This window comes from Bacillus sp. FSL H8-0545 (assembly GCF_038006105.1).
GTDB lineage: Bacteria > Bacillota > Bacilli > Bacillales > Bacillaceae_G > Bacillus_A > Bacillus_A cereus_U.
The window spans coordinates 2,644,680-2,665,330 of the sequence record NZ_JBBOUO010000001.1 but is presented as its reverse complement, the minus strand read 5'-3'; the positions used below and the strand labels follow the sequence as shown (position 1 = coordinate 2,665,330).

Below are 20,651 nucleotides of genomic sequence, written 5' to 3'. Positions count from 1 at the left end.
TAAATAGTAAAGGAGATATGTGGGATGAAAAAACTATTCATGCTTCTAACAGTTTTAACATTGTTTGTTAGTGCACTTGCGGGTTGTTCAGGCGGAAAAGGAAGTACGGTTAAGGCAAGTAAAGAAGGCGAGAAGGTTGTTGTTCCATTCATTAATGGAGTAGGTGGTTCTCTTGCAGATCGTGTAGATAAGATTGTGGAAGAATACAATAAAAATCAGGACAAATATGTAGTGAAAACGACAAAAGCGGGTAGCTACGATGAGTCATATCAAAAGCTACAAAGTGGATTTGCAGCGAATAACCAAGAAGCAATTGCATTACTAGGTTCAGATGTCATTCAAGAATATGCTAAAAAACAGTTAATCGTACCTATAGATGAATATGTTAAAAATGATACCAATTTCAAAAAAGAAGATTATGGGAAAGGGTTTATGGAGCAAGCAACAATTGACGGAAAGTTATATGGAATTCCGTTTTACGGTACAACACAAATTTTTTATTACAATAAAAAAGCATTAGCGGAAAATGGCTTTACAAAAGAGGATTTAAAGACGTGGGAAGGTGTAGAAAAGGTAGCAAAAACAGTCGCAAAACGTGGTGAAAACGGAAATGTTTCATATGCTGGCTGGATGCCAATGTGGGGGACGTCAAACTTAATTGATGCAGTTCGCAGTGCTGGCGGTAATGTATTAAGTGAAGATGGTAAAAAAGTATTAATTAACGATGATACTTGGGTTACGGTATGGGAGGAATTCCGCACATGGCTTCATGAAGATAAAATTATGAAAATACATTCAGGTGGTACTGGATGGGAATATTGGGATAAAACAGTAATTGATTTAGTAGAAGGCAGAACATTAGGGTTTACAGGATCATCTGGTGACCAAGGATTTGTTTTCAAATCATTAGGTAAAGGAATGACGGAAGAAGAACGTCTTAACACATTTGAAGCATTACCTCAGCCTGCTTGGGGTAATAATAAACCAGCGCCAAAACTAGAAACATATTTGTTCACATTAACGAGAAATATTGATCCAGAAGTAGCAAAAGGCGCATATGACTTTATGAAATTTGCGACAAGTACGGAGAAAACGGCTGAATGGTCAATGGCAACAGGCTATATTCCTGTTCGTAACAATGTAACAGAGTACGGTCCATATGCTGAATTTGTTAAAAAACAACCACAAGCATTAGTTCCGTTAGAACAAGCCAACAATAATGGAGTGGGACCATTTGTAGATCCAACGGGCGGAAAAATCAATGACGCTTTAAATGTAGCAAAAGATAAAGTAGAGATTGAAGGGGTTCCAGCAAAGAAAGCATTAGATGAAGCAGCTAAAGTTGCGCAAGAAGAGTTAGATAAAGTTTTGAAAAAGAAGAAGTAAACCTGTTTGTAGTACGAACGTGAGGTGCTTTTGAACGAAGGAAGTGCCTCTAAAATTCACTTGAAAAGGTGTGAGAACTATGATCGAAATAACAAGTACGATAACACTCTCTCCATTCGTAAAAAATAAACACTGTTTCCAAATGGATGAAACTGATATTACAAACTTTACATTAACAATTGATCAAGGGGATAGCCGAAAAATTCCGCTTTTACTAATCTTAAGAGATCCTAACGGTTATGTACGTATACAATATCAAACTCCAATTGTAAATGAAAAACTAGTCGTTTCGAAAGATTCAAAGTTTTGTTCTGCTGGTTGTATTGGAGGAGACATACAGTCAGGTAATTGGGAATTAGAAGTCGTATATATCCCTCATTGTGCAAAGAAAGTAGTGAAATTTACTGGGGAAAAAGTTGACTATACAGTAAATATAGAAGTGAATGATCAGTTGGAGCGAAAGTATAATAGAGAGCATTTTTGTAAGGGCAATGTTTTTATCGATGAAGACCGTTTTAATAAGGTAGTAAATGAAGAACATCGCTGGTACAAAGGGGATTTTCATGAACATACAGATTTAACAGATGGCGAGATAGATGATGAACTTGGAATGAAAGTATGTGAAAAACAAGAATTAGATTTTTTATATGCGACGGAGCACAATATTATTATGCCATCTTATGAAAAAGGAAACACATTAATTATACCATCTATGGAACTTACAACTCCTTATGGTCATTACAATATATTTGGCATAAGAGAATTTGTTGATTTTACAGAGTATGTAGATGAATCATTTAGTGCTGAAAAAATGAATGCACTATTTTCACTCATGAAAGAAAAAGGTTATTTATTGAGTGTGAATCATCCATTTATGAAGCCTTGGGCGAACCAAGTTAATATTAATTTAGAAAATGTTCATACGATGGAAATTATGTGTGATCCAACTTATAAAAAAAGTAAATCATCTACTTTAGAAGCTTTACATTGTTTCGATCAAATGTGGTCAAATGGTCTTAAAATTTGGGGAATAGGAGGAAGTGATTCTCATTTACATCCATCTAAAACATTCCCAGGATCAAAAGACCCATCCATTTACGGTGATCCAGGAACATATGTATTATGTAACGGTTTATCTATTAAAAACTTGAAATTTGCGATTCAAAAAGGAAGAATTTATTTCTCTCGATTTAGAAAACTAACGATAGATATTCAAAACGAAGGTGAAACGATTGCTGTCGGCGATGAGGCTAAAGGAAATATTATTTATAACCTTCAAGCAGATAAACCGTGTGAGTGGAGATTACTTATAAATGGAAGAATGATTGAAAAAGAATACGGAAGCGATGTAACCTTTGCATTCACTTTAAATGAAGGGGCGTACGCTAGAGTTGAGGGATGGGAAGAGGACGAATTAGTAGCATTTATTAATCCTATTCATAATAAAGTTCAGAATAAAAATATAAAAACATGGAATGAAGTTATAGGGGGAATAAAAGGTGAATAAAGCGATTATTTTTGATAAAGATGGAACATTAATACAGTTAGATTCAGTTTGGTACAAAATTGTGCATCGTGTGTTAGATGATATATTTCAAACGTATCCAAATGAAAAAAGTAAACGAGATGACTACTTAACGATTATTGGTATGAATGATAACGATTTTGAGAGTACGAGTTTACTAGCTTGTCGCACAAATTACTTTATTGCGGCTGCATGGTATTCGTTATTAGAAAATCAATATGTGGATAAAGAGAATTTTATTCAAAATGTATGTCTTCTATTCAAAAAGTACTCTACTGCAGATGATCTTGTATTTACAGAAGTGGAAGGTGCAAAGGAAACGTTACGATATTTAAAAGACAATGAATATATTATTGGGGTTGTTACGGCAGACGATGTTGATGCAGCTATTCATTCTCTGAAAATGACTGAGTTATATGATTATGTAGATTTTTTAGGTGCAGATGATGGTGTGAATAGAACAAAACCTGAAAGTGACTTTTATCATATGTTTAAAGAAAAATTTTCACTAACTGAAGAAGATGTGCTTATGGTAGGTGATACATTAACAGACGTTACATTTGCAAGAAATAGTAACATTAAAGTAGTGGGCGTCTTATCGGGTGCGAGCAGGAAGGAAGATTTAGAAGGAAAAGCGGATTATATTTTAAACAGTATGAAGGATATTTCGAAGATTTTATAATTCATGTCATCATAATTTTTAACAATATCTATAAATATAGCTCGAATTCTAGGAGGATATTATGGCTCAACTATCATTCAAAAACATTTACAAAAAATATGATCATGATGTGACAATCGTAAAAGATTTTAACCTAGAAGTAAATGATGGAGAATTTATCGTTTTGGTTGGCCCTTCAGGGTGTGGGAAATCTACAACATTACGTATGATTGCAGGACTTGAGGAGATTTCAGAGGGCGACTTTTATATTGATGGAAAGCGTGTAAATGATGTTACACCGAAAGATAGAGATATTGCAATGGTATTTCAAAACTATGCACTTTATCCGCATATGAGTGTGTATGAAAACATGGCATTTGGATTAAAACTAAGAAAGTATAGTAAAGAAGAAATTGACCAACGTGTGCAACATGCAGCAAAAATTCTTGGGCTTGAGCAGTATTTAAGCCGGAAGCCAAAAGCACTTTCAGGTGGTCAGCGTCAGCGTGTTGCCTTAGGCCGAGCGATTGTTCGAAATGCAAAAGTATTTTTAATGGACGAGCCTTTATCAAACTTAGATGCGAAGCTGCGCGTTCAAATGCGTGCTGAGATTACAAAATTACATCAACAGCTGCAAACGACATCTGTATATGTCACGCATGATCAAATTGAAGCTATGACGATGGCGACGCGCTTAGTTGTACTAAAAGATGGGATTATACAGCAAGTCGGTACACCGAAAGAAGTGTATGATAATCCAGAGAATGTATTTGTCGGCGGATTCATTGGCTCTCCTGGAATGAATTTTTTCAAAGGAGTATTAACAGATAATGCAGTTATGATTGATAAGTGGAAAATTGAAGTGCCAGAAGAGAAGATGAAAGGCTTGCGAAATAAGGGCTATACGAATAAAGAAATCATAATAGGAATACGTCCAGAAGACTTTTATTATGGAAAAGAAATCGAGGATTTACCATATAACGCAAAAGTAACGGTATGTATTGATGTAGCAGAACTAATGGGAGCAGAAACATATCTATATTCTAACATTAATGGACAATCTTTTGTTGCACGTGTGGACACATCTTTAGATGTGCAAAGTCAATCAAATATAGAGCTCGGTTTAAACATGGACAAAGTTCATTACTTTGATTCAGAAACTGAGAAACGGATTGTTTTATAGATAATAATTAATATGATTATACCTTTAGAATTTCTTCAACTACTACAAATAAATGAATAGCAAAAAGCCGATTATCCTTTAGATTACAGGGAATCGGCTTTTTTATATAAAAGATTGCTTAGCGTATATTATCAAGACCTAAATCCAAAAAACACTTAAAATATCACGCTCCTAACATATTGTATATGACTAATATGTTAGGAGCGTTTATTTTTGGTAATGAGTTTTGAAACTGAATTTGAAAATGTCTTTTTCTCAATTCAATATTGATATTTTTCGAGCAATTAATGATTTAGGTAAACAATATTCATTCCTAAACTCAGCCATGGTATTTTTGGCAGAATATATGGTATATATTTTTGGTTTAATTATTATAGCTTATTGGTTTACCGGGTCCAGAAAAAGTAGGATGATGGTTATTCAAGCGATGGTTGCTTTTGTGATTGCTGAGGTGATTGGAAAAATAGCAGGGAAATTTCATTTGAATTATCAACCGTTTGCAGTATTGCCTGATGTTAATAAACTTGTCGACCATGCTGTAGATAATTCATTTCCTAGTGACCATACGATTCTCTTTTTTTCGATTTGTTTTTCGTTTTTGCTTGTTCGTAAAAAGACTGGATGGTTATGGATTATACTTGCATTTTGTGTAGCGATCTCTCGTATTTGGGTAGGGGTTCATTATCCTTTTGATGTTGTAATAGGGGCTTTAATAGGATGTGTTTCAGCGTTATTTTCGTATTGGTTAGTACCGGAATTTTCTTTTATCAAGCAATTGCTTACTCTATATGAAAGAGTAGAGAAACATGTTTTACCATCCAAAAACAAATCAAAGGGATTTTGAGTATACAAGTATAAAAGTTAGCGTGAAAGATACAGATGCTGACGACCTATATATGGAATGTATTCATGTTGCAGCTGTTGCTTCAGCTATTGCTGAACAAATTAAAGAGCAACAACGAATGAAGAAGGCTTCTTAATTTTGTGTGTTTGTGGATGTGATAAGCGCCCAGGTTTTAGGCAGTGTTGCGGTTCTCTTTCGTTGCAAAGTAAACGTCAAGTAACTCCAAAATATACAATACAAGTTGATTTTGGAGTTATTTTTTGTTTGCTTCACTTTTTTTCGGCACTCTACAGCTAGATGGTATTACTGACACGTACAAGTTATCAACAATCTTTATGTTGAAAGAATCTTAGCGTACGAATATCGCTTTTTGTTGGCAATGCCCTGTCACAATCAAGCTGAGAAAAACAAATAATCCAAAACGAGAAAATTCTTAAGTTGATGGATGTGTGATGCTACTCCTATGTTAAGGTTCGATTCATTTGAAACAGCAACCTCTATATTGAGTGGTGTTAAAGCGACGTATATGATAAAAAAGATGTATCGCTTGTAAAAAAAATGCATCACCTTGAATGAGCTAATACGACAAGAATTCGTATCGGGCCTAATTAGGGAATGCAGTACAGATCAGTATATAGTATACAAGCATTCCCTTTCTATAAATACGGTATGTTTTTAATATAATTAAAAGAAAATTTTTGTGTTCTTTAATATGATTTGACATAATACCAGTTTTTTTCTATTTTTGTGATTTCTTTATATTCATTATTAAAGTCGTATTTGTTTGGTCTAGTATCATTTGGTGTGTAAATAAATCCTGAAAAATTATCTAATATACCACGATAAGTAAAAAAGAAAACAGAAATACCATTTTTATTTTGTTGAATAATTACATCCCCACCGTTTTTGGAAGTGGATGCAAACTGTTTAGGTAAATGAATTTGTCTACTATCATAATGAACATTAGGAGTTAACTCTTTATGTTCTATAAGTGCTATAACTTTTTCACGGTCTTCTTTATAGATAATAAAATCTAAATTTATATAAATCTCATTAAATGGTATACATATCCAAGTAATTACTATGATTAGTTGAATAATTAATGGTTTCCAATTTTTGTATTTTATGAGATGTATGATTGTGAAAATTAATATTAAGAAAAACAATCCATGAACTATTATTGAAAGAAATGGCATAACAAATGGGGTAAGGAATTCAACTAAATACCATTTAAAAAAATGATAAAGTATAAGAGCGATACCGCTTATTAATGTAATTTTGGTTAAATTCTTATTCAAATTTTGAATCTCCTTTCTATACTAAAAACTATGTGATTTTAGTATGAATATAAAATGCATTTTTTCATGAATTTCCCTTATTTTCATTATATTAACTTTGTATGATTAATATTTTGAATATATCATAGATTTAAAATTAAATAAACGGACATTAAATTTTTATATTTTATAAAGAATAACAGTTAAATAAAAGTGAAGGAAGTTTTCAAAATAGACTAGTTTAATTTGATTTGTTTCATGAAATAGATCCAGTTCCGGTAAAATCAGTTGCAACAAGTGAACATTACGTTCATCGATAGAATAAGGTGAAACTAAGCGGAGCATATCAAAGTCGGTGTCACCGACTTATGGGACAGCTCACTTCTTATTGTGGAAACGGGGCAGTACAGAAGTGAAAAAAACTCTGTGTTTCTTTTTAATTAATATATTTATTGGGAAAAACTTCGAAATTTCCGGCACAAATGCTCCTTCTATCCTATAATAGAAGCTATTTTGGACGTAAGCAATTTGTAAGGAATGAGTAAGAAAAAAGAGGTTTTCATAGTATAAAATATTTATTATACCTGCGTATAACACCTACTACTAATAATGTGTTATAATACGAATTAGCAACATAAAGGAAAGGAATTAGAAAAAATGACATTACAAAATACTAAAAATTTAAAAAAACAAGTTGCTCCTTTTGAAAAATCAACGGCAAAAAAAAGTGTTTGGCAAATCATCAATACGGTAGTGCCATTTATTATCTTATGGTACCTTGCTTATAAAAGCCTGTCCGTTTCTTATTGGTTAGCATTAGTTCCATCTCTGTTAGCCGCTGGATTTATGACACGGGTTTTCATTATTTTTCATGATTGTACCCATCATTCTTTTTTTAAAAGTCGTCGTGTAAATAGAATAGTAGGGACATGTATGGGTGTTTTAACTTTATTCCCGTTTGATCAATGGGGGCATGAGCATTCCGTTCATCACGCTACAAGTGGTAATTTGGATAAGCGAGGTACAGGAGATATTTGGACCCTTACAGTGAATGAATATTTGGCAGCGCCATTTAGACTCCGTTTAGCATATCGTTTATATCGCAATCCATTCGTTATGTTTGGATTAGGTCCGATTTATGTTTTCCTACTTAAAAATAGATTTAACCGAAAAGGTGCTAGAAAGAAGGAACGCATGAACACCTATTTGACGAATGTTTTAATTGTTGCTTTAGTAGGGTTACTTTGCTGGGCAATCGGATGGCAATCGTTTCTTTTAGTACATGGTTCCATATTCTTAATAGCAGGTTCAATAGGTATTTGGCTGTTTTACGTACAGCACACATTCGAGGATTCTTATTTTGAAGAAGATAAAGAGTGGGAATATGTGAAAGCGGCAGTGGAAGGAAGTTCTTTTTATAAACTTCCAAAAATCTTGCAATTTCTAACTGGTAATATTGGATTTCACCATGTTCACCATTTAAGTCCAAGAGTACCTAATTATCAATTAGAAGAGGCACACAATAATACGCTTCCTTTAAAAAATGTACCAACGATTACTCTTGCTACAAGTTTGCGGTCACTCAGTTTCCGTCTTTGGGATGAGCAAAACAACAATTTTGTTAGCTTTAAAGACGTCAAAAAATTAGTGAAAAACAATGTTTCTATTCCAGTAAAATCAGAACTATAACTTCACCACATATAACTGACTCCCCTTAATCATTTTCGATTTAAGGGGAGTTTTTGTTTAAATAGTAGATGTACGATATGGAGAAAACTTAAATGATTCAAATTGTAATGGAGGTGGATTAGGAAATAGTAGGTATTAATATAAGAAGACGATAAAAATATTATGTTAACAATTTGAGACGATTGATATTACTTTTTTCAATAGATATTATGCTTAGTCTCTGAGTATATTTCATCTGGTGTGTATCATGTCTTACAAGAAACGTATGATTTAAAACTTGATAAAATCTGCAGCAAATACATATGAAAATGATGTTACCTTAATAAATCAAAGGGTATTACGCTATGAAATAAATGATAATAAGAATAGGTGAATTATTTTAGAATAACAAAATACAAAACGGACAAACTCAATTATCCTTGAATTTGTCCGTTCAGTTACTGGTGAAAAAGGAGGAGTATGTAAATGAAATGTGCATATAGTCTAAAACTATTTAAAGATATGTGTATTCAGCTAAAGTGATCTCTTTTACAGTTTTTACTCTTTAGTTTGCCTAGATAGTTCAACAGACTTTTGCGTACAACGCTGCATAGCTGAAATGATGGCTGTTCGTAAGCCTTTTTCCTCTAATGTTGCTACAGCTTCTATTGTTGTTCCGCCTGGGGAACAAACCATATCTTTCAATGCACCTGGATGCATTCCTGTTTCTAGTACCATTTTTGCAGAGCCTAACACAGCTTGAGCTGCGAATTTATATGCTTGATTTCGTGGCATACCATCTAATACAGCTGCATCTGCCATCGCTTCTATAATCATATATACATATGCTGGCGAAGAACCACTTACAGAAGTTACAACATCCATTAATTTTTCACTTACTATCTCTGTTTGACCAAAACTATTGAAAATGTTTAGTACATCTTCTAGATCTCTTTTTGTCACCATTTCATTAGGACATAACGCAGACATTCCTTCTCCAACAAGAGCAGGTGTATTAGGCATTACTCTTACAACCCTTAACTTTTTATGAAAAGCATCCTCAGTACTTTTGATGCTTTTTCCTGCAGCGATCGTTACGACGATAACATCGTTTTTTATCACTTCTTTTATTTCGTTAATTATTGATGCGTATAGGTCTGGTTTAATTGATAAAATTAAAATATCAGCATTTTTAGCTACTTCATTGTTGTCAGTAGTTGTAGTTAGCCCGTATTTTTCACTGGCATTTTTTAAATTCGTAGTGTTTAAATCTGAACAAATGATTTTATTTGAAGACACTATATTTTTGTTTAGCATTCCGCCAATTATAGCCATCCCCATATTTCCGCATCCGATGAATCCAATTTGTTTGTCCATAATAACTCAATCTGGCTCCTTTTATCATAAATTATATCGGTCTGATATTGTTATTCTAAAATAATGATGATATCTCCATGCAATATAAAGAAACATTTTAAGAGAGTGTGTGCTTTTTTGCAATACAAAATATAAAAATAAATTATATTCGACATTATGTAAGTACACGCATTATATTTAAAGATTTTATGTTATCCCGCTATTTGTGGGCAGTAAAACTACCACCTCAAAATTCAGGTGGGAGATCAACTGCCCGTAAACGCCCGATTGGTGAGGGCTAATAATCAGTGGGGGATGAACAAAACCCCCACTGATTAAAGTTTCACTTTATATACCTTGGTATGGAGAACAATATATGTTATTAATCGCATGAATGACAGGAGAGATTTTTTAAAAGATTTTATGTTTATGAATATGAGTATAGTTATATCAATTTTCACTATCATCCAGTATGTCCATAATCTCATACAAGAAACTTGTCATCATATTCATTTTGCAAAATACCTCTTGACACAAAAAGGAACTATATAGCATAATATAAAAAATTAAATTGAAAATCGTTGAAGGGAAATAGTACATATGTCTTCTTGCGAAAGAGAGTGGAATTCACCGGCTGAAAGATTCCTCGTATAGAATGTATCGAACCTATCCCTGAGTCTTAAATGAAAGTTTAGGCGTACGCCTGCGTTATAGGCGCCAAGTGGATATCTATGTATATCAATTAAGGTGGTACCGCGGAACAATGACCGTTTCGTCCTTTTTATTTTATTAAGGGCGAAGCGGTCATTTTTATTTTACCCTTTAATACTATAGATGCAGCATTGATGAGGATAGAAATCGATGCACACTGTATGGATAGAAGTGTAATTTATGAAAAACTTTGATTTTAGACTTGGGGGATAAAAAAGTGAGAAAGCAAAGAATTGTTGTAAAGATTGGGAGTAGTTCCTTGGCAGCGAGTCATGGAGGCATCTGTAAAGAACAGCTTTCAGATCACGTTGCTGCATTGGCACGATTGAAAGAGGAAGGACATGAAGTTTTGTTGATTACATCTGGGGCGGTCGCTGCAGGTTTTTCTGCTCTAGGGTATCCTAGCAGACCTGTGACAATTAAAGGGAAACAGGCTGCTGCCGCTGTCGGGCAAAGTTTATTAATGCAGGCATACACGGAGGAATTCCGTAAATATGGTATTGTTACTGCACAACTTTTACTAACGAGAAATGATTTTTCTAGAAAAGAACAATACAGTAACGCTTACGCTACTTTAGGAGAGCTACTAAACCGTTCTGCTCTTCCTATAATCAATGAAAATGATTCCATTTCTTTAGAAGAGCTGACGTTCGGTGATAATGATATGCTGTCAGCTTTAGTAAGCGGACTTGTTTCGGCAGATATGCTCATGATTTTTACCGATGTGAACGGTTTATATGACAAAAATCCTCAGAAAAATGCGGATGCGAAAAAATATCATTTCCTTCCTGAGGTAACGGAAGAAATTGCTTCTCTTGCAGGAGATGCTGGCTCAAAACTTGGGACTGGCGGTATGAAATCAAAAATCGATGCTGCAAAGACGGCACTATCTCTTGGAGTGAGTGTATTTATCGGAACGGGATGTGGACAGGAGAAGTTTTTAGATGTTATGAAGGGCAAAGGTGATGGAACATATATAGGGAATGCTCCTCAAAAAGTGATTAAGATGAACAAGCAATGGATCGCACTACATTCGCTTGTTAGCGGACAAATTGAAGTAGATGCGGGGGCAGCCACTGCCATCATTCAACATGGAAAGAGTCTTCTTCCTGCTGGTGTTACTAATGTATCAGGATTTTTCCAAGTCGGTGAAGTTGTGGAGGTAATCACGCAACAAGGGCACGTAATAGGGAAAGGACAATGCAGATACAGTGCAGAGGAACTAAGGGATTTAAAAGGTATGCAGAGCCAAGATATTCAAGCAAGAGGGGAAAGGCATAGCTATGAAGTCATCCATAGAGATCATTGGGTTTCATTTTAAGAATAGAGACCGCTCTAATTCTAATAGGTAGGATAGTGCATTACTAGTGTTAAAAAGATCTCGGATTTTATACTGATTAACCTTAAAAAAGGAGGAAATAAAAATGAATGAAGTGTTGGCAAAGGGGAAAAAAGCGAAACAGGTTGCTAGAGAACTTGTGCTTAAATCTACAGATCAAAAAAACGAAGCACTTGCCGCGATTGCTGATCAGTTGATAGTAGAAACAGCTTATATTTTAGAGGAAAACAAACAGGACATCGAAGAAGGTAAGGCAAAAGGATTTTCTGATTCTCTTCTTGATCGTCTTATGCTGAATGAACAGCGTATCATTGATATGACTGAAGGTATTAAGCAACTAATTGATTTACGTGATCCTGTTGGAGAATGTGTAAGTGCATGGGAAAGACCAAATGGATTATCTATTCAGGAGATGCGCGTACCACTTGGTGTTGTCGGAATGATTTACGAGGCAAGGCCGAATGTGACAGTGGATGCTGCTACAATTTGCTTAAAAACAGGAAACGCAGTAATACTACGTGGTAGTTCTTCTGCTATTCATTCTAACAAAGCCATCGTTAGCGTTATTCACCGGGCGCTCAAACAAACAAGCTTGCCTTCAGAAAGTGTACAGCTCATAGAAGATACAACGCGCGATAGTGCAAAGCAGTTGTTTACATTGAATGAGTACTTGGATGTTCTTATCCCAAGAGGCGGCAAGCAGTTAATAGATACTGTAGTGAGAGAAGCATCTGTTCCAGTACTTGAAACAGGTGCGGGAAATTGTCATATTTTCATTGATGAAACAGCGGATAAACAAATGGCATTTGATATTATTATAAACGCAAAAACGCAGCGTCCATCTGTATGTAATGCAATTGAAACGATTGTACTTCATGAGAATTGGGCGCAGCAATTTGGTAGCGAGCTGTTTTCTTCCTTGAAGGAAAGAGGAGTAGCGCTACGTGGTGATAATAAAGCGTTGGCAATTGATTCTTCTATTGCATTAGCTTCAGAAGAAGACTGGGAAACAGAGTTTTTATCTCTCACACTGGCAGTTAAAGTGGTTTCCACTACGGAAGAAGCAATTCATCACATAAATACGTATGGATCCATGCATTCCGAAGCGATTATTACAGAGAACGAGGAAAACGTCAGCAAATTTTTCACATCTGTTGATGCCGCGGCACTCTACCATAATGCATCGACTCGTTTTACAGATGGATCTGAATTCGGATTCGGCGCAGAAATTGGCATCAGTACGCAAAAGCTACACGTAAGGGGACCAATGGGGCTACCTGCATTGACTTCCACAAAATATGTGATTCGTGGAAATGGACAAATTCGAAGATAAGAATTATAAAAAAACAAGTGAAATAATTACAAAAGACACCCAGTTTAATTCGGGTGTCTTTTGTAATTAAAAAGAATTCAATATTCATTTACCACACAAAAAGCCCCACAAGCATAGCACTTAATAAGGAAACAGCCATTCCGCTAACAAGAAGCTTCCAAACATTCTTACCGATTATGGATGATTTTTCCCCGCCAAATAATGAATTGTAAGTTCCATAAATCATACCTACTGTACTAAAGTTTGCAAAAGAAGCTAGAAATGTAGTTGCAACCGCAATCGTATGCGGTTGTAAAGACTTTAAGTTTGATTTTAAATCCATCATTGCAACAAATTCATTCGTTGTGATTTTTATCCCCATTAATTCAGCTACGTACATAGCATCTTTGCCTGTTAAACCGAGTAAAAAAGCAAAGGGACTAAAGATAATCGAGAAGATTTTTTGAATTGTTAAACCTGTTATAAAAAAGCTTAAAATACCATTTAAACATGCTGTTAAAGCTACATATCCAATTACCATAGCTAAAATAACGATAACCATATTCATTCCGACTAACATACTGTTAGAAATAGTAGAAAAGAAATCTTTTTTTTCATTTTTTGAAGGTTTATAAATAACATCTTCTTCTTTAGTAACTTCAATAGGATTTAAAACATTGGCTAAAATTAATGCGTTAATACAGTTTAAAGGAATAGCGCTGAAAATATATGTTGCTGGAACCATTGATAGATAAGCACCAAGAATTGATCCGCTGACACTACTCATACTCATAATTCCAAAAGTCAATAAACGATTTTCTTTTAACACAGATAATTGATCACGAACAACTGCAAGTGCTTCCGTATTTCCTAAAAACATCATTTGAATGGAAAAGAAGCTTTCTAACTTTGGTAAACGAGAAATCTTTGAAATAATTGCACCTACTTTATCAATAATCCAAGTTAAGACTCCAAAATAAGAAAGGATATCAAAAAAAGTGATAACAAAAATGATAGGAAGTAAGGCGCTAAAGAAGAAATCAACTGTTTGATTTTCCATAGCTGAAGGAAATGCAAATCGAATACCTTCATTCGCACATGATAATAGCCAACTGAAAAATGAGGCAATTTTATTAATGATAATACTGCCCAATTTGGTGCCTAACATAAACCACGTAATAAAAAGCTCCAATATTATTAGAATAACGATTGGTCTCCATTTTATTTGTTTTTTATTAGGCGAACATAGGAAAACGAATAATATTACAATGAAAATCCCTAACATATTTAATATGAAATGCATGTCAACAACTCCTTGAGGCTTATTATTTGTATATAAAAAAGCCTCTATTCTTCCAAATTTGGATTATGATCAGAAGTTATGAAGAATGTAAATTATGTTGGGATCAATCTATTTCAATTTATGTACTAAAAATTAATGTTTTTTCGCTGTATAAAGGATATTTATTAATAATGTAAAACAACAAAATAAATCTATTGGTAGAACGAAGGACAATTAATAGCTGCATCCATTTTTAAATTGTTTAGGTGAAATACCAGTATGTTTTTTAAAGATCTTTGTAAAATGACTTTGGTCGTGAAAATTTAATAATGTAGAAATTTCGGATATAGAATGTCTCGTATAAGTCATTAACTTTTTTGACTCATCTACTTTGGCACGCTGAATATATTCATTTAGAGAAATTCCAACTTCTTTTTTGAAAAGGGAAGATAGATAACTAGGGTTTAATGTGACTATTTCTGCAAGGATAGTTAGTGTAATATCACCATAAAGATGAGTAAATATATAATTTTGGCATTCGTTTATAGGTTTGGAATGTTTTTTTATAGTCCCATTTTTGACACGTTCTGCAAACTCAAGTAAAGCATTCTCCAAAAAAGGGGAAATGGCTTCATTTTTATGTATTTCTTCGAGTTTTTGTATAAATAAATCACTAAGAGTATATGCGATTTCAGGGAAAAGTCCTCCTTCTATAGCAGATCTAGTTGCAAGTGTAATAGCTGCAATGGCAGAATTTTTTTGGCTTCGTAGGTGACTTGTCTTTGATAACACCCCAAGCTCTCCTGATTCAGGTAATCTCCTTAGACTTTTAATTAAATCCTCCTTTTTCCCTTGCTTAATACACTCAAATATTTTCCTCTCAGCTAGTGGATCGATATGAGTTAATGTACTTTGTCGTTGCTCTGATATATGTATTTCGGGCTGTTCAATTTTAAATTCCACCTTTTTTACAAGCATGTTTTTTTGCAGAACATCTGCTATGTTTAACTGTTTCTGATACAGCATGTAATAAAGCACTAAACTTATATTTAAAAAACTCAAATTATTTAATACGGGTAGAGAACGATAATATCGAATCATTTCTTCTTTGTCTATTTTTAGTTGAAGATCATTAACGATACCTTTAATTGATGTTTCTGATAGCCTGGAATAAAGGACGGGTCCAACAATGATATTCCCACTAATTTGGTCGTTCAAACGCAGATTAATTGCGAAAAAATTTTCAAGAAAGGCTGTCTCTTCTAATGACGGAAAAGTAAAGGGGGGCTGTTCCTTAAATAGTTCATTAAGTATCGCCTCTTTTGAAGAATACATAGGGTTATGCTGAATATTGGACGAGATTTCAAATACTAAATCTCCTTTGTTATTAAGAAAATAGATAGGTGTTTTATGTACGTCAAAGATTAGTTTACAAATATAATATAAATCCTCTAGTTTGGAGCAACTCATTATTGTAACCTCTATTCTTTAAAAATCAGCTAAAATTTTTACAAGTATTCTAAAAAATATACCATAATATCTAAAAAATAATAACTATAATGACATTAAGAAAGCGTTTACTTAATTATTTTTTAGGAGGGCTATCATGAAAAGAGATATTAAGAAAATCATTTCACAAATGACATTAGAAGAAAAGGCAAGTCTATGTTCTGGATTAGACTTTTGGAATACAAAAGGGATTGAGCGATTAGGAATTCCTTCTATTATGGTAACTGATGGACCACACGGGCTTAGAAAACAGGCAGAGGGAGCAGATCACTTAGGGATTTATAACAGTATTCCAGCGACTTGTTTCCCATCAGCAGTAGGATTAGCAAGTACATGGAATAAAGAATTAATAAAACAAGTAGGAGTTGCATTAGGAGAAGAATGTCAGGCTGAAAATGTAGGTGTTCTCCTTGGACCAGGTGCAAATATAAAACGTTCGCCACTTTGCGGAAGAAACTTTGAGTACTTTTCAGAGGACCCATATTTATCAGCACAAATGGCTGCAAACCATGTTAAAGGCGTACAAAGTCAAGGGGTTGGAACGTCATTAAAACATTTCGCTGCTAATAATCAGGAGCATCGCAGAATGTCTGTAGATGCAATTGTCGATGAAAGAACATTGCGTGAAATTTATCTTGCTAGCTTTGAAGATGTCATTAAGGAAGCACAGCCTTGGACAGTAATGAGCGCTTACAACAAGGTAAATGGCGAATACGCTTCGGAAAATAACTATTTATTAAATGATATTTTAAAAGATGAATGGGGATTTGAAGGTTTTGTCGTTTCTGATTGGGGTGCGGTAAATGAGCGTGTTGCAAGTTTAGCGAACGGCTTGGAGTTAGAAATGCCTTCAAGCTTTGGAATTGGTGAGAAGAAAATTGTTGATGCAGTTAACTGTGGTGAGCTATCTGTAGAAAAACTTGATCAAGCAGCAGAGCGTCTTCTTGACATTATTTTTAAAGCTTATGATAACCAATTAGAAAACGCTGTGTATAGTAAGGATGCGCATCATCAGCTTGCAAGAGAAGTTGCAAGTGAAAGTATGGTTATGTTACAAAATGAAGATGCAATTCTTCCGCTGAAAAAAGAGGGAACGGTAGCAGTAATTGGAGGATTTGCAAAGCAACCGCGTTTTCAAGGCGGCGGAAGCTCTCATATTAATCCAACAAATCTTGAAAGTATTCTTGAAGAAATTGAAACTGTATCAGGTGAAAAAACGAACATATTATTTGCCCAAGGCTATGACATTGCCAGTGATGATGTAAATGAAAGCATGGTTAATGAAGCGAAAAAAATAGCAGAGCGAGCAGATACAGCGGTCCTTTTCGTTGGACTTCCAGATCGTTATGAATCTGAAGGCTTTGATCGAAAACATTTACAGATGCCAGAAAATCACGTGCAATTAATTGAGGCTATTGCTGAAGTTCAAAGTAATATCGTTGTAGTTTTAAGTAACGGTGCTCCAATTGAAATGCCATGGATAGGTAAAGTAAAAGGAATACTTGAAGGCTATTTAGGTGGACAAGCATTAGGCGGAGCGATTGCTGATTTATTATTTGGTGATGCGAATCCAAGCGGGAAATTAGCGGAAACATTCCCGAAAGTGTTAAGCGATAATCCTTCTTACTTAAACTTCCCTGGTGAAGGTGACAAAGTAGAATACAAAGAAGGTGTGTTCGTCGGATACCGTTATTACGATGCGAAAAATATTGAACCGTTGTTCCCATTTGGTTTTGGTTTAAGCTATACAAATTTTGAGTATAGTAATCTTTCAATAAATAAGAAAGAGATAACGGATACGGAAACTGTTTCTATCATTGTGAACGTGAAAAATACTGGTAGTAGAGCAGGGAAAGAAATTGTTCAGCTTTATATAAAAGATGTTGAAAGCAGTATGACCCGTCCTGAAAAAGAGCTAAAAGGATTTGAAAAAGTAGAATTGCAGCCGGGAGAAGAAAAAACGGTTAGCTTTACTTTAAATAAAAGATCATTTACTTATTATAATGTTGAATTAAAGGACTGGCATGTTGAAACAGGTGAATTTGAAATTTTAGTAGGAAAGTCTTCAAAAGAGATCGTTTTACAGGATAGCATGTATGTTCAATCAACGACTATAATTCAAAAACCAGTGCATCGTAATACGTTACTTGGGGACATATTTACGGATCCAATTTTAGCACCAATAGCAAAAGGACTTATGGAAAAAGCATTAAAAGACAGTCCGTTTGGTAGTATGACTGAAGGGGATAGTGATGCCTCTGAAATGATGGATGCTATGCTGAACTATATGCCATTACGAGCATTAGTGAACTTTAGCGCAGGTGCTTTTACAGAAGAAATGTTGAGTGAAATAATTGGGCTATTGAACGATGCACAGATGAATTAATAAGTGTGAATGAATTTTTTATCCCGTATTAATGGGCGGTAAGACTCCTACCTTAAAACTCGGCGAATGCGAGGAAGTGAGGTCGGAGATAATGGCCCAGAAATGTCCGATTGGTTTTGGTTGATAATCAGTGGGGGATGGACAAAATCCCACTGATTAAAGTTTTATTTTATCTATGTAGGACGTTTCTCCAACATGCAAAAAAGGTAAATGAGAGTTAGAATCTCATTTGCCTTTTTTTGTACTTATTCTGCCAAATATAGAATCATATGCTGGTCTATCATCTTTAATCATTGTTTATAAATATGAACGATGCGATGGCCATGAACCTTGGAGTTTACGAAGTTGTATAATTTGTCCTGTATGATAAGCATCGTGCAAAAGGATATTCAGATATTGTTACCAAACTGGTAGAGACGGACTTGGTTGATCCAGTTCTGCTTCTTGAAGGGATGTTAATGAAGATTGCAAGGCATCATGTACTTGAAGCGTTCGCTTCACTGTTTGTTGCCACGCTTCATCATCATTAGGTCCACCTTGGACAAACGTGTCATCATTATTTTGTGGAGCAACAAATGTGTCATCTTGATGTAAGCGGGAAAGTAAGCGCTCTTTAAAGATTAGTAAATGGTTTGCATTTTCCCAAATCGTATTACTGGCCTTTCCTTCTGGGTGCCAACATGCTTGGGCAGCGGTAAGATTCTTTAACGCTTCTGATATCGGTGGGTACCATTCTTCTTCGTAAAAAACTTGCTTGACTCCATTTTGTAATATTTCTTTTTTACCCATTCGTATAGCCTCCTTAACTATGAGATAGACCAACAATAAGTGTTAGAGAAAGTAGGTAGAAACGGACCTACTTATTATCTGATTGATGTTTGGAAGTTTCTAAAAGAACAATATGGCGTCGTTGTAGTAATTGTAGAAATAAACTTATGCTTTCTAAATCATTTTTCTAAATGTAATAAATTCTCCTTTCTCTTCAAGAAACCTGCCTCATAGTTGAACAAGAAAATTAACTGCAGCTTAAATTTAAAAACTTGTAGCAATATAAAGTTTCAGAAAGTTTTATAATTCTAAAAAGTTAGAAGGTATAATTCGATAAATATAGAATTCAATACATAGCAAATAAGGAGGGGATAAAATGGAAGTCTTTCACGTAACGAGTAGAAAGAGGGAAACGTACAACGTTCAAATGAAGTATTCGATACTTTTCGAATGCGCACTTGGCATTGCGGCAATTACGCATAAGAGGTTAATCGACACGCTTGAAAAATCTCAAAGCGAATGGGAAGAAATTAGACAATCATTATCGGTAGAGATGAGAGAGCATTTACAGTTTGTAGAAGAAAATAATACATGGAAAGCATTGCTTCAGTTATTGTATGAGGGAGATTTTCAGGATCTATCACAGTTTATTGCAAATATCGATTCACTTTTAGAAGAAGATTTAAAGTATATATGTTTACCGTTTTTAGGAGAAGCGTATCAAGCGAAAAGACGTTTAGCTGCAAGCGGAGAAGTATCTGTAATACATGAACTAAAGGAACTGACACATGATCATCAGTTTTTCTCTACGTATATTGAGTTTATATGTCATGTCGATGTGCGCGAACTAAAAACGCATTTAATCGCCATTATGACAGGGTGGTATGACTGTGTTGTTAAAAAAGAGGCAGAAGAAATTGTTTCTATACTACAGCGAGATTATGAAGCGAAAAATGAAATGAATAAAAAGATGAAACCGGAAGAGTTTGTCGAGTGGGCGACTGGTGGAGTGAACTATATGCCAGAGCCAAGTGTCCATCACGTACTTCTTATCCCGCAAATGACGTACAGACCGTGGAACATAGAAGCGGATATTGAAGATACGAAAGTATTTCATTATCCAGTCGCGAACGAAAGTATACATCCTGAAGATCCATACGAACCGAATTATTTTTTAGTTCATAAACATAAGGCGCTCGGGGACGAGGCAAGGCTCCGTATTGTAAAACTACTATTTGAACAAGAGCGTACGCTGCAAGAAATAACGGAAAGATTACAACTAGGAAAATCGACAGTACATCATCATTTGAAACTTTTACGTTCAGCAAAGTTAGTTGATATTCAAGACGGAAAATATGTGTTGAGAAAGAAAGCAGTGCAGTCTTTAGCGAAAGAATTAGATACATTTTTGAATAGATAATATACAACGAGAATGTACATAAAG

14 protein-coding genes, 1 pseudogene and 1 other annotated feature are annotated in these 20,651 nt (G+C 34.6%); of the genes and pseudogenes, 10 read left to right on the top strand and 5 right to left on the bottom strand.

The genetic code is table 11. From position 1 onward, the window contains the following. Positions 1–24 precede the first annotated feature (24 nt). From MHI07_RS13910 to MHI07_RS13890, 5 genes are all read left to right on the top strand, one after another. Positions 25–1,386, top strand: a complete 1,362-nt coding sequence (locus MHI07_RS13910; RefSeq protein ID WP_340824463.1) for an extracellular solute-binding protein — start codon at positions 25–27, stop codon at positions 1,384–1,386. A 79-nt stretch (positions 1,387–1,465) separates the two neighbouring features. Continuing rightward, positions 1,466–2,893: a CehA/McbA family metallohydrolase gene (locus MHI07_RS13905; protein ID WP_340824461.1), complete on the top strand. Its 1,428-nt coding sequence runs from the start codon at positions 1,466–1,468 to the stop codon at positions 2,891–2,893. Continuing rightward, on the top strand, positions 2,886–3,593 hold the full coding sequence (locus MHI07_RS13900) for an HAD family hydrolase (protein ID WP_215557041.1): 708 nt from the start codon (positions 2,886–2,888) through the stop codon (positions 3,591–3,593). Before MHI07_RS13905 ends, MHI07_RS13900 begins: the two co-directional genes overlap by 8 nt. 61 nt (positions 3,594–3,654) lie before the next feature. After that, positions 3,655–4,755 (top strand): ABC transporter ATP-binding protein, encoded by a 1,101-nt coding sequence (locus MHI07_RS13895; RefSeq protein ID WP_340824457.1) that lies wholly within the window; start codon positions 3,655–3,657, stop codon positions 4,753–4,755. A 244-nt stretch (positions 4,756–4,999) separates the two neighbouring features. Continuing rightward, positions 5,000–5,599 carry an undecaprenyl-diphosphatase gene (locus tag MHI07_RS13890; protein ID WP_002127913.1) on the top strand — a complete coding sequence of 200 codons (600 nt, stop codon included), beginning with the start codon at positions 5,000–5,002 and terminating at the stop codon, positions 5,597–5,599. A 707-nt stretch (positions 5,600–6,306) separates the two neighbouring features. Here the strand turns inward: MHI07_RS13890 and MHI07_RS13885 are convergent. Next, complete coding sequence (locus tag MHI07_RS13885) at positions 6,307–6,897, bottom strand: hypothetical protein (protein WP_002161362.1); 591 nt, start codon at positions 6,895–6,897, stop codon at positions 6,307–6,309. 636 nt (positions 6,898–7,533) lie between these two features. Between MHI07_RS13885 and MHI07_RS13880 the strand changes: the two genes are divergently transcribed. Then, positions 7,534–8,565, top strand: a complete 1,032-nt coding sequence (locus MHI07_RS13880) for a fatty acid desaturase (protein WP_340824454.1) — start codon at positions 7,534–7,536, stop codon at positions 8,563–8,565. 537 nt (positions 8,566–9,102) lie between these two features. Here the strand turns inward: MHI07_RS13880 and proC are convergent. Further along, a complete protein-coding gene (gene proC, locus MHI07_RS13875; RefSeq protein WP_340824452.1) occupies positions 9,103–9,921 on the bottom strand; it encodes a pyrroline-5-carboxylate reductase in 819 nt (272 codons plus the stop codon). 551 nt (positions 9,922–10,472) lie between these two features. Then, positions 10,473–10,683: a binding site (T-box leader), on the top strand. Between the two features lie 145 nt (positions 10,684–10,828). On the opposite strand from proC, the gene proB reads away from it, so the two are divergent. Further along, the gene (proB, locus tag MHI07_RS13870; RefSeq protein ID WP_078182174.1) at positions 10,829–11,932 is read left to right on the top strand and encodes a glutamate 5-kinase; all 1,104 of its coding nucleotides are present in this window, start codon (positions 10,829–10,831) and stop codon (positions 11,930–11,932) included. Between the two features lie 103 nt (positions 11,933–12,035). Then, positions 12,036–13,283 carry a glutamate-5-semialdehyde dehydrogenase gene (locus MHI07_RS13865; RefSeq protein ID WP_340824449.1) on the top strand — a complete coding sequence of 416 codons (1,248 nt, stop codon included), beginning with the start codon at positions 12,036–12,038 and terminating at the stop codon, positions 13,281–13,283. 88 nt (positions 13,284–13,371) lie between these two features. Here MHI07_RS13865 and MHI07_RS13860 read toward each other — a convergent pair whose 3' ends face one another. Together MHI07_RS13860 and MHI07_RS13855 are read right to left on the bottom strand one after the other, a co-directional pair. Further along, complete coding sequence (locus tag MHI07_RS13860) at positions 13,372–14,565, bottom strand: nucleoside transporter C-terminal domain-containing protein (protein ID WP_340824447.1); 1,194 nt, start codon at positions 14,563–14,565, stop codon at positions 13,372–13,374. Between the two features lie 213 nt (positions 14,566–14,778). Further along, positions 14,779–16,014 carry a helix-turn-helix domain-containing protein gene (locus MHI07_RS13855; protein ID WP_340824445.1) on the bottom strand — a complete coding sequence of 412 codons (1,236 nt, stop codon included), beginning with the start codon at positions 16,012–16,014 and terminating at the stop codon, positions 14,779–14,781. Between the two features lie 136 nt (positions 16,015–16,150). On the opposite strand from MHI07_RS13855, the gene MHI07_RS13850 reads away from it, so the two are divergent. After that, on the top strand, positions 16,151–18,439 hold the full coding sequence (locus tag MHI07_RS13850) for a glycoside hydrolase family 3 C-terminal domain-containing protein (protein WP_340824443.1): 2,289 nt from the start codon (positions 16,151–16,153) through the stop codon (positions 18,437–18,439). Positions 18,440–18,736: 297 nt separating this feature from the next. Here MHI07_RS13850 and MHI07_RS13845 read toward each other — a convergent pair. Then, positions 18,737–19,228 (bottom strand): annotated as a pseudogene (locus MHI07_RS13845) (DinB family protein). Positions 19,229–19,583: 355 nt separating this feature from the next. On the opposite strand from MHI07_RS13845, the gene MHI07_RS13840 reads away from it, so the two are divergent. Beyond that, positions 19,584–20,627 carry an ArsR/SmtB family transcription factor gene (locus MHI07_RS13840; RefSeq protein WP_340824442.1) on the top strand — a complete coding sequence of 348 codons (1,044 nt, stop codon included), beginning with the start codon at positions 19,584–19,586 and terminating at the stop codon, positions 20,625–20,627. The last annotated feature ends 24 nt before the right edge of the window (positions 20,628–20,651 follow it).

Bases quoted from the DNA above. Each gene is read 5' to 3' on its own strand.
- MHI07_RS13860 (WP_340824447.1), bottom strand. From the start codon at position 14,565: ATGCATTTCATATTAAATATGTTAGGGATTTTCATTGTAATATTATTC.
- MHI07_RS13880 (WP_340824454.1), top strand. From the start codon at position 7,534: ATGACATTACAAAATACTAAAAATTTAAAAAAACAAGTTGCTCCTTTT.
- MHI07_RS13850 (WP_340824443.1), top strand. From the start codon at position 16,151: ATGAAAAGAGATATTAAGAAAATCATTTCACAAATGACATTAGAAGAA.
- MHI07_RS13905 (WP_340824461.1), top strand. From the start codon at position 1,466: ATGATCGAAATAACAAGTACGATAACACTCTCTCCATTCGTAAAAAAT.
- MHI07_RS13865 (WP_340824449.1), top strand. From the start codon at position 12,036: ATGAATGAAGTGTTGGCAAAGGGGAAAAAAGCGAAACAGGTTGCTAGA.
- MHI07_RS13890 (WP_002127913.1), top strand. From the start codon at position 5,000: ATGTCTTTTTCTCAATTCAATATTGATATTTTTCGAGCAATTAATGAT.
- MHI07_RS13840 (WP_340824442.1), top strand. From the start codon at position 19,584: ATGGAAGTCTTTCACGTAACGAGTAGAAAGAGGGAAACGTACAACGTT.
- MHI07_RS13910 (WP_340824463.1), top strand. From the start codon at position 25: ATGAAAAAACTATTCATGCTTCTAACAGTTTTAACATTGTTTGTTAGT.
- MHI07_RS13855 (WP_340824445.1), bottom strand. From the start codon at position 16,014: ATGAGTTGCTCCAAACTAGAGGATTTATATTATATTTGTAAACTAATC.
- proC (WP_340824452.1), bottom strand. From the start codon at position 9,921: ATGGACAAACAAATTGGATTCATCGGATGCGGAAATATGGGGATGGCT.
- MHI07_RS13895 (WP_340824457.1), top strand. From the start codon at position 3,655: ATGGCTCAACTATCATTCAAAAACATTTACAAAAAATATGATCATGAT.